The 12,267-nt window shown below is 66.5% G+C and carries 12 protein-coding genes; 7 read left to right on the top strand and 5 right to left on the bottom strand.

All coding sequences use genetic code 11. From position 1 onward, the window contains the following. Nucleotides 1–38 precede the first annotated feature (38 nt). The gene (locus AC1DKR_RS05260; RefSeq protein WP_478031560.1) at nt 39–455 is read right to left on the bottom strand and encodes a GFA family protein; all 417 of its coding nucleotides are present in this window, start codon (nt 453–455) and stop codon (nt 39–41) included. A gap of 164 nt (nt 456–619) precedes the next feature. Between AC1DKR_RS05260 and AC1DKR_RS05255 the strand changes: the two genes are divergently transcribed. Both AC1DKR_RS05255 and AC1DKR_RS05250 read left to right on the top strand, forming a co-directional pair. Then, nucleotides 620–1,597 (top strand): Lnb N-terminal periplasmic domain-containing protein, encoded by a 978-nt coding sequence (locus AC1DKR_RS05255; RefSeq protein WP_478031804.1) that lies wholly within the window; start codon nt 620–622, stop codon nt 1,595–1,597. Further along, the gene (locus tag AC1DKR_RS05250; RefSeq protein ID WP_478031556.1) at nt 1,594–3,636 is read left to right on the top strand and encodes an esterase/lipase family protein; all 2,043 of its coding nucleotides are present in this window, start codon (nt 1,594–1,596) and stop codon (nt 3,634–3,636) included. The genes AC1DKR_RS05255 and AC1DKR_RS05250 overlap by 4 nt, the downstream gene beginning before the upstream one ends. A 45-nt stretch (nt 3,637–3,681) precedes the next feature. On the opposite strand, the gene AC1DKR_RS05245 is transcribed toward AC1DKR_RS05250, so the two are convergent. Next, nucleotides 3,682–5,043 carry an MFS transporter gene (locus AC1DKR_RS05245; RefSeq protein WP_478031554.1) on the bottom strand — a complete coding sequence of 454 codons (1,362 nt, stop codon included), beginning with the start codon at nt 5,041–5,043 and terminating at the stop codon, nt 3,682–3,684. A gap of 88 nt (nt 5,044–5,131) precedes the next feature. Between AC1DKR_RS05245 and soxR the strand changes: the two genes are divergently transcribed. Beyond that, nucleotides 5,132–5,566, top strand: a complete 435-nt coding sequence (gene soxR, locus AC1DKR_RS05240; RefSeq protein WP_032951587.1) for a redox-sensitive transcriptional activator SoxR — start codon at nt 5,132–5,134, stop codon at nt 5,564–5,566. A 37-nt stretch (nt 5,567–5,603) separates the two neighbouring features. Here the strand turns inward: soxR and AC1DKR_RS05235 are convergent, their stop codons facing one another. After that, nucleotides 5,604–6,206, bottom strand: a complete 603-nt coding sequence (locus tag AC1DKR_RS05235; RefSeq protein WP_025874043.1) for a short chain dehydrogenase — start codon at nt 6,204–6,206, stop codon at nt 5,604–5,606. Between the two features lie 98 nt (nt 6,207–6,304). On the opposite strand from AC1DKR_RS05235, the gene AC1DKR_RS05230 reads away from it, so the two are divergent. After that, a complete protein-coding gene (locus AC1DKR_RS05230) occupies nt 6,305–7,180 on the top strand; it encodes a LysR family transcriptional regulator (protein ID WP_478031552.1) in 876 nt (291 codons plus the stop codon). Nucleotides 7,181–7,235: 55 nt separating this feature from the next. Here the strand turns inward: AC1DKR_RS05230 and proC are convergent, their stop codons facing one another. Both proC and AC1DKR_RS05220 read right to left on the bottom strand, forming a co-directional pair. Further along, a complete protein-coding gene (proC, locus tag AC1DKR_RS05225; protein WP_478031550.1) occupies nt 7,236–8,057 on the bottom strand; it encodes a pyrroline-5-carboxylate reductase in 822 nt (273 codons plus the stop codon). 16 nt (nt 8,058–8,073) lie between these two features. Continuing rightward, nucleotides 8,074–8,751, bottom strand: coding sequence for a YggS family pyridoxal phosphate-dependent enzyme (locus tag AC1DKR_RS05220; protein WP_478031546.1), 678 nt, complete (start codon nt 8,749–8,751; stop codon nt 8,074–8,076). An 87-nt stretch (nt 8,752–8,838) separates the two neighbouring features. Between AC1DKR_RS05220 and AC1DKR_RS05215 the strand changes: the two genes are divergently transcribed. The 3 genes from AC1DKR_RS05215 (at nt 8,839) to AC1DKR_RS05205 (ending at nt 12,244) form a co-directional block, all read left to right on the top strand. Next, nucleotides 8,839–9,876, top strand: a complete 1,038-nt coding sequence (locus AC1DKR_RS05215) for a type IV pilus twitching motility protein PilT (RefSeq protein WP_004147099.1) — start codon at nt 8,839–8,841, stop codon at nt 9,874–9,876. A gap of 100 nt (nt 9,877–9,976) precedes the next feature. Further along, nucleotides 9,977–11,119 carry a PilT/PilU family type 4a pilus ATPase gene (locus tag AC1DKR_RS05210; protein WP_025874039.1) on the top strand — a complete coding sequence of 381 codons (1,143 nt, stop codon included), beginning with the start codon at nt 9,977–9,979 and terminating at the stop codon, nt 11,117–11,119. Nucleotides 11,120–11,260: 141 nt separating this feature from the next. After that, nucleotides 11,261–12,244 carry an aldo/keto reductase gene (locus AC1DKR_RS05205; protein WP_478031543.1) on the top strand — a complete coding sequence of 328 codons (984 nt, stop codon included), beginning with the start codon at nt 11,261–11,263 and terminating at the stop codon, nt 12,242–12,244. Nucleotides 12,245–12,267 lie beyond the last annotated feature (23 nt).

Below are 12,267 nucleotides of genomic sequence, written 5' to 3'. Positions count from 1 at the left end.
TGGCAGAAGATCGCGCCGCCGCCCCGGCGCAGCCGCCACTAACCGGTGCGATAACCGGTGCGATCAGACGGGTGGTTCACCCCGTCGCTGACCGGAACGGTTCCCAGCGCGAACGGATCGATGCCTTCCAGGCAGGCCACGTTGTAGCCGTACTGGTCCGGGTTGGAGCGGCGGCGATGGTGCGTGTAGATGCCACAGACGTCGCAGAAGTAGTGTTCGGCCACGTGCGTGTTGAACTGGTACAGGCGCAGATGGGCCTGGCCACGCACGATATGCAGCCCGTCTTCGGCCACGCTGGCGGCGATGGCGCCGCGGCGCCGGCACATCGAACAGTCGCAGCGGCGCGGGTCGACGATGCCCTCGGGCAGGTCCAGCAGCAGCTCGACGGTGCCGCAATGACAGCTGGCCCGATGCTGCGCCTGCACGGCGACGCCGGCCACGGTGGTAATGCCCATCCTCGCTCCCTGTATACCCTTGGTGGACGCCAGTATGCGCCCGCCGGCGCCAGCCTGAACCGTCGTAGATGTCGCCGTGAGGCGGCTTGTGGCTAACTATGCCGCCCCGGGACCCCGACAGGATGCCAGTGAAAGCCGCAGGACGATGGATGACAGGATGTGTGATGGTGCTGCTGGCGCTGTGGGTGGCCGGTCTGCTGACCTACCAGATGCCCGGGCCAGGCTGGCTGGGCGTGACCGCGGCGATGCTGTGGCTGCTGGCCGCCGCCTGGGCGGCCTGGCAGGTGGCGCGCGGCCGTGGCACGCGCCGGCTGTGGGTGGCTTTTGCCGGCGCTCTGGCGCTGGCGGGGCTGTGGTGGCTGCTGCTGACCCCACGCCAGGACCGCGACTGGGCCGATGACGTGGCGCAGCGCCTGCACGTGGAATCCTTCGATGGCCGCCACGTGGTGCTGGACAACGTGCGCGATTTCACCTGGCGCACCGAGACCGACTACGACGCGCGCTGGGTGCGCCGCAGCTACGACCTGGACCAGCTGCGTTCGGCCGATCTGGTGCTGTCGTACTGGATGGGCCCGGCGATCGCCCACACCCTGGTCTCGTTCGGATTCGAGGACGGGCGCCACGTGGTGTTCTCGCTGGAAATCCGCAAGGAGCGTGGTGAATCGTTCTCGGCACTGGGCGGCTTCTTCCGCAAGTTCGAGATGACGCTGGTCGCGTCCGAAGAAACCGACATCATCCGCACCCGCACCAACGCGCGCGGCGAGGATGTCTACCTGTACCGCCTGCACGGCATGGACCGCAACCAGCTCAAGACCCTGTTTGCTGCCTACATCGACCAGGCGCGCCAGCTTGATGCCACGCCCGGCTTCTACAACACGCTCACCAGCAACTGCACCACGATTGTCTTCGACCTGGCGCGGCATATCGCCCCGCGCCTGCCGCTGGACTACCGGTTGCTGGCCTCGGGCTACCTGGCCGAGTACGCGCAGGAGGTGGGGGCGCTCACGCCTGGCGTGCCGTACGCCGAACTGCATGCCAAGGGCCGCATCACCGAGCGCGCGCTGAAGATGGCACCCGACGATGATTTCTCCACCGTGATCCGCCAGGGCATCCCTGGCACCGAGCAGGACCTGCAGCAATGACCCCGATGATCCTGTTCCGCTGGCAGCGCGCGCTGCCGGCGTTGTTGGCTGTCTTCCTGCTGCTGGGTGGCAGCGGCTGCGCGATGGTCACCGTCAAGCAGGTGGCATCCAGCGATTACCTGGTCAACAAGCGCGCCGATGTGCTCAACACCGGCAAGCTCAGCCCCGCCTCGCGCGAGACGCTGAGTGCGGCCGGGCTGGACGAATCGCAGTGCGAGAAGGACTTCCTGGTCTGCCGCAGCACGCTGTTGATGACCGATGACCTCAACGTCGAGCAGCGGTTGTCGACGCTGTCCGAGCTGTGGGTGAAGGCCGCTCTGGCATTGACGCCGAAGAAGCAGGCGGCCAACGAACCGCCGATGAGCGATGCAGCGCTGGATGCGTGGCTGGAGGCGGCGCGCTATGGCTATGCCTATCTGTTCTACAGCGGGCGCTCGCCCTCCGATCGCGCGTTCGAGGATCGGCAGACGCAGGTACGCGATTACTACAACTATGCTGCCGAGAAGGCCGCCGTGGTGTTGTTCGCGCGTGCCCGTGCCGCAGCATTGGCCGGCGAGGACTACACCAAGCCGGTGTCGGCGGGCAGCTGGACGCTGGCTTCCGATTTCCAGCGCCTTTCATTGAAGAGCATCCCCAAGCAGCTGGTGCCGGCCGGTACCGTCAGCTTCGTCGGCATGCGCAGCACCTATCGCCGCGATGGTTTCGGCGCCGAGCTGGTGATGGTGATGGACCCGCCGAAGCTGGTGGTGCCTGCCGTCGCCGCGGAAGGGGCCAAGGCCGAAACGGCACAGGCGCAGGCCACCAAGGAGGAGCAGGAGGAGGGCGTCCGCCGCGGACGCCGCCACCAGCACGATGATTCGGTGCCCGAGTACAGCGAGATGTCCTCGATCAACGTCACGGCATTGCTGCGTTTTGAAGGCAACACGCTGGAAGACGTGATGCGCACCCGCCAGGTGCTGCTGGATGGCTATTCGCCCGAGGCCACCGAGCGCATCACCCTGCATGGCGAAGAGGTGCCGCTGGCGGGCAACTTCACCGCCGCCTACGGTCTGTGGCTGGCGCAGAGCGGGTTCGCCACGCAGTCGCTGCGTACCCTGTTCGGCATGAGCGAGGGCATCGGCGAGCCGCACATCTACCTGATGCAGCCGTGGGATCCGAACCGCCGCATCATCTTCATGCTGCATGGCCTGGGCAGCAGCCCGGAAGCGTGGGTGAACCTGGCCAACGAGATCATGGGTGACCCCGAACTGCGCCAGCAGTTCCAGGTGTGGCAGGTGTACTACCCGACCAATGCGCCGATCGCGCTGAACCGCTACGAGATCGCCAACGCATTCAACGACACGTTGCAGCACTTCGACCCCAACGGCAGCACGCGCGCCTCGAAGGACATGGTCTACATCGGCCACAGCATGGGCGGCGTGCTGGCGCGCCTGCTGGTCAGCGACTCGGGCGACGTGCTGTGGAACGATCTGCTCGCCAACTACAACCTGAAGGGCGAACGCCTGAAGCGGGTGCAGTCCAAGCTGGGTCCGTTGCTGCACTTCAAGGCCGAACCGAACGTGGAGCGTGCGATCTTCATCGCCGCCCCGCACCAGGGCACGGACATCGCCGGCAACAAGGTCGGCCGCCTAATCGGCCGCCTGGTGCGCCTGCCGCTGACCATCCTCGGCAAGTTCGAGGATGTGTTCCTGGCACTGGCACAAGCCGAGCAGCAGGCGGATGGCACGGCCAAGCCGAAGATTCCCAACAGCATCGACAACCTCAAGGCCAGCGACCCGTTCGTGAAAGCCGCTGCGCAGCTGCCGATCACGCCGGGCCCGAAGTACCACTCCATCATCGCCCAGCGCAAACCGGAACTGCCGGTGGAGAAATCCGACGATGGGCTGGTGCCGTACTGGAGCTCGCACCTGCCGGGCGCGTTGTCGGAGAAGGTGATCATCTCCGGTCACAGCGTGCAGGAAACCCCGCAGGCGGTGCTGGAAGTGCGCCGCATCCTGCACCAGGACATCGATGAAGTGGGCACGGTGGCGAAGCCCTGATCGCGGCGTCCGCCGGGCGCGCCCCGGCGGAACCTGCGCCTCCGTCTACACGCGACGTGCAATCACGGTGGCGAACGCGGCCAGGCCCAGGGTGATGGCCAAACACAGGATGTAACCGGTATGCGGGGCGCTTTCCACGAACAGTGCGAACAGCGCGCCGGATACCGCCAGTGCGGTGGTCACCGACAGTGCTTCGCTCAACTGCAGGGCCGAGGTGTTCGCGCCTTGCTCGTGCGGTGGTGACAGTGACAACGTCAGCACCGACAGGCTGGCGTAGATCATGCCCATGCCGAAGCCGGTCAGCGTCCAGCCGACCAGTGCGACCGGCAGTGGCACCGCAGTGAACAGCACCGCCAGCGTCGCGGCGATGCCCACGGTCATCAGCGGCGTGCCCACGCGCAGCAGCTGCTGCCGCGACCAGCCACGCTGCTGGTGACCCTGCAACCACGAGCCGGTGAACCAGCCCAGTGCACCCAGGCTCAGCACTGCACCGGCCCAACTGGGTGACAGCCCACGCTCGCGCTGCAGCAGCAGGGGCAGGTAGGCCTCGCAGGCGAAGAACGCGCCAGCGGCCACGCCACGCAATGCGATCACGCTGGGCAGGCCGCGGCGCAGGCGCAGGGTGCCGGCGGGCAACAGGCGATGCACGCAGAACAGCAGCGCCACCATCGCCACGCCGATGCACAGCAGCGCCGGCACGCCCTGTTGCTGACCACCCAGATACAGCAGCAGGGCAGCCAGGGATGCGCCGGTGGCCCAGCGCACGATGCTGCCGCGTCCATGATCGGCAACACTGGTCGCTGGAACCTGCATGCGTTCCAGCGCCGGCCGCAGCAGCAGGCCGGCCGGTATCGCCAGCAGCGGCACCGCCAGGAACACCCAGCGCCAGCCCAGATGCTGCACGATCACCCCGCTCAGTGCCGGGCCGATCATCGAGGGCACCACCCAACCGGCAGAGAACGCGGCAAATACCTTCGGCCGCAGATGCTCGGGATAGGTACGGCCGACCATCACGTACAGCGAGACCGAGATCGCGCCAGCGCCCAGGCCCTGCAGCAGACGGCCGGCCACCAGCATGCCCATGCGCAGGGCGAAGCCCGCCAGCAGCAGGCCCAGCACGAAGCAGGCCAGGCCCCACCACAGCGGGCGTGCCGGTCCGTGGCGGTCAGCCCAGCGGCCGGCCAGGGTCATGCCGATCACGCTGGTGGCCAACGTGCCACCGAAGGCCAGGGCATACAGGCGCAGGCCATCCAGGGCCTCGGCCACGGTCGGCATTGCTGCGGCCACCGCCAGCGCCTCGAAGGCATGCAGGGAGACCAGGGCGACCATGCCCACGGTGGTGGCGCGGTAGCGCGCGGACAGGATGGAGGAATCGACCGGATCGGCCGTGGCAGCGGGGGAGGGCATCGGGCTCCTGCGGGGGCGGACGGGCCGCGCTTGTCATCTGGCGGCGATGGTAGCAGCATGCCACCTCAACCAAAGTTGAGGTCAATCGATGCTGGCACAGGACATGAGCGTCGGCGATGTCGCCCGCCGCAGTGGCGTGGCGGTCTCTGCGCTGCATTTCTACGAGCGCAAGGGGCTGATCAGCAGCCTGCGCACGTCGGGCAACCAGCGCCGCTACGCCCGCGACGTGCTGCGGCGGTTGGCGGTGATCCGCGTGGCGCAACGCGTGGGCATGCCGCTGGAAGCGGTGGCACGTGCGTTCGAGAGCCTGCCGCAGGGGAGGGCGCCGACCAAGGCCGACTGGGCCAAGCTGTCGGCACGCTGGCAGGTGGAGCTGGAGGAACGCATCCACATGCTGCAACTGCTGCGCGACGAGCTGACCGGCTGCATCGGCTGCGGTTGCCTGTCACTGAAGCGCTGCCGCCTGGCCAACCCGGATGACGTGCTCGGCGAGCGCGGCGACGGCCCGATGCGCTGGGGCTGACCGTGCTGGTGGGTGCCGACCCTGGTCGGCACGCTCGTTACCAGACGGTGATGGTTTCGCCGCTCTGGATGCCTTCCACCGCGCGCTGGAAGGCCAGCGCCGCGCGTTGTGCGGTTACCGCTTCAAAGCCGGGGAAGTAGGGGCCGTAGGCTTCCATCGATTCCACCAGCACGTTCGGGCTGACCACGTTGATGCGCAGCCCGCGCGGCAGCAGTTCCAGCGCCGCCGCCCGCACGAAACCTTCCAGTGCATGGTTGACGGCGGTGGCATTGGCGCCATCGCGGATCGGCTGCGCGCTGACGATGCCGCTGGTCAGGGTGATCGAGCCGCCAGCGTTGAGATGGTGCTGCGCGGCCAGTGCAAGGCGTACCTGGCCGAGCAGCTTGTCCTGCAGGCCGACGTTGAACTGTTCGGGTGTCATCTGCTGCAACGGGCCGAAATGCAGCTTGCCGGTGGTGGATATCACCGCATCGACCGGGCCGGTCTGCGCGAACAGTTCGCGCACGCTTGCGTCGTCGGTGAGGTCCACGCGCAGGCTGCCGCTGTGGCGGCCGGCAGCGAGGATGTCGTGCTGCTGGCCCAGGTGGCGGGCGACCGCCTGGCCGAGGGTGCCGCTGGCACCGACGAGAAGAATCTTCATGACAGCTCCTTGCGAGAGGGGATGGATGCAGTCTGCGCTGTCACCGGTTGGTTTGGTAAGTGGCTTATGATTCGCATATTCCTAACCATGGATTTGCAATGGATACCTTGCGCTGCATGCAGGCCTTCGTCGCCGTGGCCGAGCACGGTAGTTTTTCCGCTGTCGCCAGCCACCTGCAGGTGTCGGCGGTGATGGTAGGCAAGTACATCCAGCAGCTGGAAGCGCATCTGGGCACCGCGCTGCTGCAGCGGAACACCCGGCGCCAACGCCTGACCGAAGCCGGCAATGCCTATCTGGCCGGTTGCCGGCAGGTGCTGGAACAGGTGCAGCAGGCCGAGGCGGACGTGGCCGGGCTGCAGGTGCAGCCACGCGGACTGTTGCGGGTCAGTGCGCCGACCACCTGGGGCAGCTGTGTCCTGGCGCCATTGCTGGCCGAATTGCTGCGGGCACAGCCGCTGTTGAACATCGAACTGGACCTGAGCAATCGCCGCATCGATCTGATCGAGGATGGCTTTGATGCAGCGATCCGCGTTGGTCCGCTGCCGTCGCAGGAACTGGTGGCGCGGCCGCTGCCGCCGTATGCGATGAGCCTGTGCGCATCACCGTCGTACCTGCGCCGCCGCGGTACGCCGCGCACGCCTGCCGATCTTGAAGGACATGATTGCCTGAGCCACCTGGCCTGGCGCGGTGGTCACGGTTGGCAGTTGGCCAACGGCGAACAGGTGGACTGGGAAGCGCGGCTGACCAGCAATGACGGTTACGCGCTGCGCGAAGCGGCCGTGGCGGGTGCGGGTCTGGTGCTGCAGCCGACTGCACTGCTTGCCGGTGAAATCGCGGCAGGACGATTGAAGCCACTGCTGCGCGACTCTCTGCCCGAGCCAAGGCCGATGCACCTGATCTATCTGCCCGACCGTCGCCCTCGACCGCGGCTGCAGTGTTTCGTCGATTTCGTCATGGCGAAGCTGGGAACGTAGGTCCACGCCGCGCGTGGATGACGGTGGGTGCCGACCGTTGGTCGGCACACCTGTTTCAATCATTGGCCGCTGACAATTCCTGCCCGCGCACCTGCGCCGCACGCAGTGCCTTTTCCACCAACGCTTCAAACCCGCCGGCCTGGAAGTTCTCGATCGCCGCCTGCGTGGTGCCGTTGGGGGAGGTCACCCGGCGCCGCAGTTCGGCTGGGCTTTCACCGGCTTCGTCCAGCATGCGCGAGGCGCCCAGCAGTGTCTGCACCACCAGCGTGCGCGCCGCTTCTGCAGGCAGGCCTTGTGCGATGCCGGCCGCTTCCATTGCTTCGGCCAGCAGGAACACATAGGCCGGGCCACTGCCGGATACGGCGGTGACCGAATCCATCTGCGCTTCGTCGTCGATCCACACCGTGCGTCCCGCGCTGGCCAGCACGCGTTCGGCCTGCGCATGCTGCTGCGCATCCACCGCTGGCGTGGCATACAGGCCGGTGACCCCGGCGCCGAGCAGGGCCGGGGTGTTGGGCATCGCGCGCACCACCGGCAGCGTGCCACCCAACCAGCGCTGCAGCTGCGGGCTGGTGATGCCGGCGGCGATCGAGATCACCAACGGCTCCTGTGCCTGCGCCAACACCTGCAGTGACTGGCAGACCTCGCGCAGCACCTGCGGTTTCACCGCCAGCAGCCACGTGTTGCCCTGCGCCGCCGCAGCGGCCGCGTTGTCGTGGGTCTGCACGCCAAAATCGGCAGCCAGCTTTTCGCGCAGTTCGGCCACCGGTTCGGCCACGTGGATGTGCGCGGCCGGCACGCCCTGCCGGATCAGGCCGGCAATCAGGCTGCGGGCCATGTTGCCGCCGCCGATGAAGGTGATGGAATCAGCTGCCATGGGAATCTCCTTGGAATCAGGCCGGGCGCGGACGCGCGCCGAACAGGGCGGTACCGATGCGCACCAGGGTGGCACCTTCGGCGATCGCTTCAGCGTAGTCGCTGCTCATGCCCATCGACAGGGTGTCCACCTGGGCATGAGCGGCAGCCAGCGCCTCGAAAAGTGTGCGCATGCGCCCGAACGCGTCGCGCCGGCGCTCGGCGTCGGGCCACGGCGCAGGAATCGCCATCAGGCCGCGCAGGCGCAGGTTCGGCTCGGCGGCGATGGTTGCCGCCAGCGCGTCCACGTCGTCCGGCGCGCAGCCGTGCTTGCTCGACTCGTCATCGATGTTGACCTGGATGAGTACGTTCAGCGGGCCGCGTTCAGCGGGGCGGTAGCGGGCCAGCGCGGCGACCAGCTTGGGCCGGTCCATGCTCTGCACCCAGTCGAAGTGCGTGGCCACCGGTTCGGCCTTGTTCGACTGCAGGTGGCCGATCAGGTGCCATTCCAGGCCCAGCGGCTGCAGTTCCTGCATCTTGGCCAGCGCTTCCTGCACGTAGTTTTCGCCGAACGCGGTCTGGCCCTGCGCGGCAAGCGCAGCCACGGCCTCGGCCGGCTGGGTCTTGGACACCGCCAGCAGGCGCGGCGGTGGCCGCCCGGCGGCAGCGGCGGCGTTGTGCAGGTTGCTCAGGATCTGGGGCAGGGGAGTGGCCACGTAACGCGTTCCGTTCAATCAGGAGGCTATACTGCCGCCCGGGGAAAGATCCTTCCAGTCGAAGCCGTTATTGGGGAGTAGCCGCTCATGGATATCGCCGAGCTGTTGGCGTTTTCCGTAAAGAACAAAGCGTCCGACCTGCATCTGTCCGCAGGCCTGCCGCCGATGATCCGCGTGGACGGTGATGTTCGCCGGATCAACATTCCAGCCCTGGACCACAAGCAGGTCCACGCGCTGGTGTACGACATCATGTCCGACAAGCAGCGCCGCGATTACGAGGAATTCCTCGAAGTCGATTTCTCCTTCGAGATCCCGTCGCTGGCGCGCTTCCGTGTCAATGCGTTCAACCAGAACCGTGGCGCCGGTGCGGTGTTCCGTACCATTCCGTCCGAAGTGCTGACCCTGGAAGACCTGGCCTGCCCGCCGCTGTTCCGCGAGGTGATCCAGCAACCGCAGGGCCTGATCCTGGTGACCGGCCCGACCGGTTCGGGCAAGTCGACCACGCTGGCGGCGATGATCGACTACATCAACAAGAACGAGTACGGCCACATCCTCACCGTCGAGGATCCGATCGAATTCGTGCACACCTCGCAGAAGTGCCTGATCAACCAGCGCGAAGTGCACCGCGATACGCATGGCTTCAATGAAGCGCTGCGTTCGGCACTGCGTGAGGACCCGGACATCATCCTGGTCGGCGAGCTGCGTGACCTGGAAACCATCCGCCTGGCGCTGACCGCCGCGGAAACCGGCCACCTGGTGTTCGGCACCCTGCACACCAGTTCGGCGGCCAAGACCATCGACCGCATCATCGACGTGTTCCCGGCCGGCGAAAAGCCGATGGTGCGCTCGATGCTGTCCGAATCACTGCGCGCGGTCATTTCGCAGGCGCTGCTGAAGAAGGTCGGTGGCGGTCGTACCGCTGCGTGGGAAATCATGGTGGGCACCCCGGCCATCCGCAACCTGATCCGCGAGGACAAGGTGGCGCAGATGTATTCGGCCATCCAGACCGGCCAGCAGTACGGCATGATGACCCTGGACCAGCACCTGCAGGACCTGGTCAAGCGCAGCCTGATCACCCGCAACCAGGCCCGCGAATACGCCAAGGACAAGCGTCTGTTCGAGTAAGGCGAGGCAATGGCGGGGCAGGGCGCGCGAATACGTCGCCGGCCCCGTGCTGTTTCCTCCACCGACCGATTCCTGGTACATGCCCCATTGGGAGCCCGCCGTGAACACCACCGCGACCACCATCGATTTCACCTCGTTCCTCAAGCTGATGGCGCACCAGCGCGCCTCGGACCTGTTCATCACCGCCGGCATGCCGCCGGCGATCAAGGTCAACGGCAAGATCTCGCCGATCACCCAGACGCCACTGACGCCGCAGCAGAGCCGCGACCTGGTGCTGAACGTGATGACGCCGGCGCAGCGCGAGGAATTCGAGAAGACCCACGAATGCAACTTCGCCATCGGCCTGTCCGGCGTCGGCCGCTTCCGCGTGAGCTGCTTCTACCAGCGCAACCAGGTCGGTATGGTGCTGCGTCGCATCGAGACGCGCATCCCGACCGTGGAAGAGCTGAGCCTGCCGCCGATCATCAAGACGCTGGCGATGACCAAGCGCGGCATCATCCTGTTCGTCGGCGCGACCGGTACCGGTAAATCAACCTCGCTGGCAGCGATGATCGGTTACCGCAACCAGAATTCGACCGGGCACATCATCACCATCGAAGATCCGATCGAATTCGTGCACAAGCACGAGGGCTGCATCATCACCCAGCGCGAAGTCGGCATCGATACCGACAGCTGGGAAGCCGCGCTGAAGAACACCCTGCGCCAGGCGCCGGATGTGATCATGATCGGCGAGGTGCGTACCCGCGAGGGCATGGACCACGCCATCGCCTTCGCTGAAACCGGTCACCTGGTGCTGTGCACGCTGCACGCCAACAACGCCAACCAGGCGATGGACCGCATCGTCAACTTCTTCCCGGAAGATCGCCGCAACCAGCTGTTGATGGATCTGTCGCTGAACCTCAAGGGCGTGGTCGCGCAGCAGTTGATTCCTTCGCCGGATGGCCGCTCGCGCAAGGTGGCGATGGAGATCCTGCTGGGCACGCCGCTGGTGCAGGACTACATCCGCGACGGTGAGATCCACAAGCTGAAGGAGCTGATGAAGGAATCGGTCCAGCTGGGCATGAAGACCTTCGACCAGAGCCTGTTCGAGCTGTACCAGGCCGGTGAGATCAGCTACGAGGACGCACTGCGCTACGCCGATTCGCAGAACGAAGTGCGCCTGCGCATCAAGCTCAGCCAGGGCGGCGATGCCCGCACCCTGTCGCAGGGGCTGGATGGCGTGGAGATTTCAGAGGTACGGTAACGAAGGTGCCGCTGCCGGCGGCAGTGCGATGGATGGCAGGAGGGCATTCATGAAATCCAGTCATGACCGACTGCCATCCAGGTCGTTCAATCCGCTGCCCCTGCAGGCGTATCGTCATCGCTCCCCTACTGGAGCACGACGATGCAGACACGTGAACTCGGCCGCAGCGGCCTGAAAGTCTCCGCCCTGGGCCTGGGCTGCATGGGCCTGAGCCACGGCTACGGTCCCGCCGTCGAGCAGAGCCAGGGCATCGCCCTGCTGCACGCCGCGGTCGAACGCGGCGTGACCTTCTTCGACACCGCCGAAGTCTACGGACCGTATACCAACGAAGACCTGCTCGGCAGGGCGCTGGCACCGCACCGCGACCAACTGGTGATCGCCACCAAGTTCGGCTTCAAGGACGCACAGGTCGACACCGGCCTGGACAGTCGTCCGCAGAACATCCGTGCGGTGGCCGAAGCCAGCCTCAAGCGCCTGCGCACCGACTACATCGACCTATTCTACCAGCACCGCGTGGATCCGAACGTGCCGATCGAGGATGTGGCCGGCACCGTGCGTGACCTGATCGCCGAGGGCAAGGTGCGCCACTTCGGCTTGTCCGAAGCCAGTGCCGCCACGGTGCGTCGCGCGCATGCCGTGCAACCGGTGGCCGCAGTGCAGAGCGAGTACTCGCTGTGGTGGCGCGAACCGGAACGCGAACTGCTGCCGGCGCTGCAGGAACTCGGCATCGGCTTCGTGCCGTTCAGCCCGCTCGGTCGCGGCTTCCTGACTGGCGCGATCAACGCCGACACAACCTTCGCCGACAACGATTTCCGCAACACCGTGCCACGCTTCGAAGTGGAAGCGCGTCGCGCCAATCAAGCGCTGGTTGACCGCATCACCACGATCGCGGCGGCGCGGGGCGCCACCCCGGCACAGGTCGCGCTGGCCTGGCTGCTGGCGCAGGCACCGTGGATCGTGCCGATTCCGGGTACGACCAAGATCCATCGCCTGGAAGAGAACCTGGCTGCCGCCGACCTGCAGCTGTCGCCCGCCGAACTGGAACGCATCGCGCAGACGCTGCAGGAGATCGCCATCGTCGGCGAGCGCTACAACGCGCAGCGCGCAGCGCAGGCCAAGGGCTGATCGCAGTGGGTGCGGACTTTCGT

Source organism: Stenotrophomonas sp. 01N47 (assembly GCF_056399165.1).
Note: the sequence above shows the minus strand (reverse complement) of the source record. Positions and strands in the feature narration are given on the sequence as shown.

Excerpts from the sequence above, each read along its gene's own strand:
- AC1DKR_RS05245 (WP_478031554.1), bottom strand. The coding sequence starts at position 5,043 with ATGCCCTCCCCCGCTGCCACGGCCGATCCGGTCGATTCCTCCATCCTG.
- soxR (WP_032951587.1), top strand. The coding sequence starts at position 5,132 with ATGCTGGCACAGGACATGAGCGTCGGCGATGTCGCCCGCCGCAGTGGC.
- AC1DKR_RS05260 (WP_478031560.1), bottom strand. The coding sequence starts at position 455 with ATGGGCATTACCACCGTGGCCGGCGTCGCCGTGCAGGCGCAGCATCGG.
- AC1DKR_RS05215 (WP_004147099.1), top strand. The coding sequence starts at position 8,839 with ATGGATATCGCCGAGCTGTTGGCGTTTTCCGTAAAGAACAAAGCGTCC.
- AC1DKR_RS05255 (WP_478031804.1), top strand. The coding sequence starts at position 620 with ATGGTGCTGCTGGCGCTGTGGGTGGCCGGTCTGCTGACCTACCAGATG.
- AC1DKR_RS05230 (WP_478031552.1), top strand. The coding sequence starts at position 6,305 with ATGGATACCTTGCGCTGCATGCAGGCCTTCGTCGCCGTGGCCGAGCAC.
- AC1DKR_RS05205 (WP_478031543.1), top strand. The coding sequence starts at position 11,261 with ATGCAGACACGTGAACTCGGCCGCAGCGGCCTGAAAGTCTCCGCCCTG.
- AC1DKR_RS05250 (WP_478031556.1), top strand. The coding sequence starts at position 1,594 with ATGACCCCGATGATCCTGTTCCGCTGGCAGCGCGCGCTGCCGGCGTTG.
- proC (WP_478031550.1), bottom strand. The coding sequence starts at position 8,057 with ATGGCAGCTGATTCCATCACCTTCATCGGCGGCGGCAACATGGCCCGC.
- AC1DKR_RS05235 (WP_025874043.1), bottom strand. The coding sequence starts at position 6,206 with ATGAAGATTCTTCTCGTCGGTGCCAGCGGCACCCTCGGCCAGGCGGTC.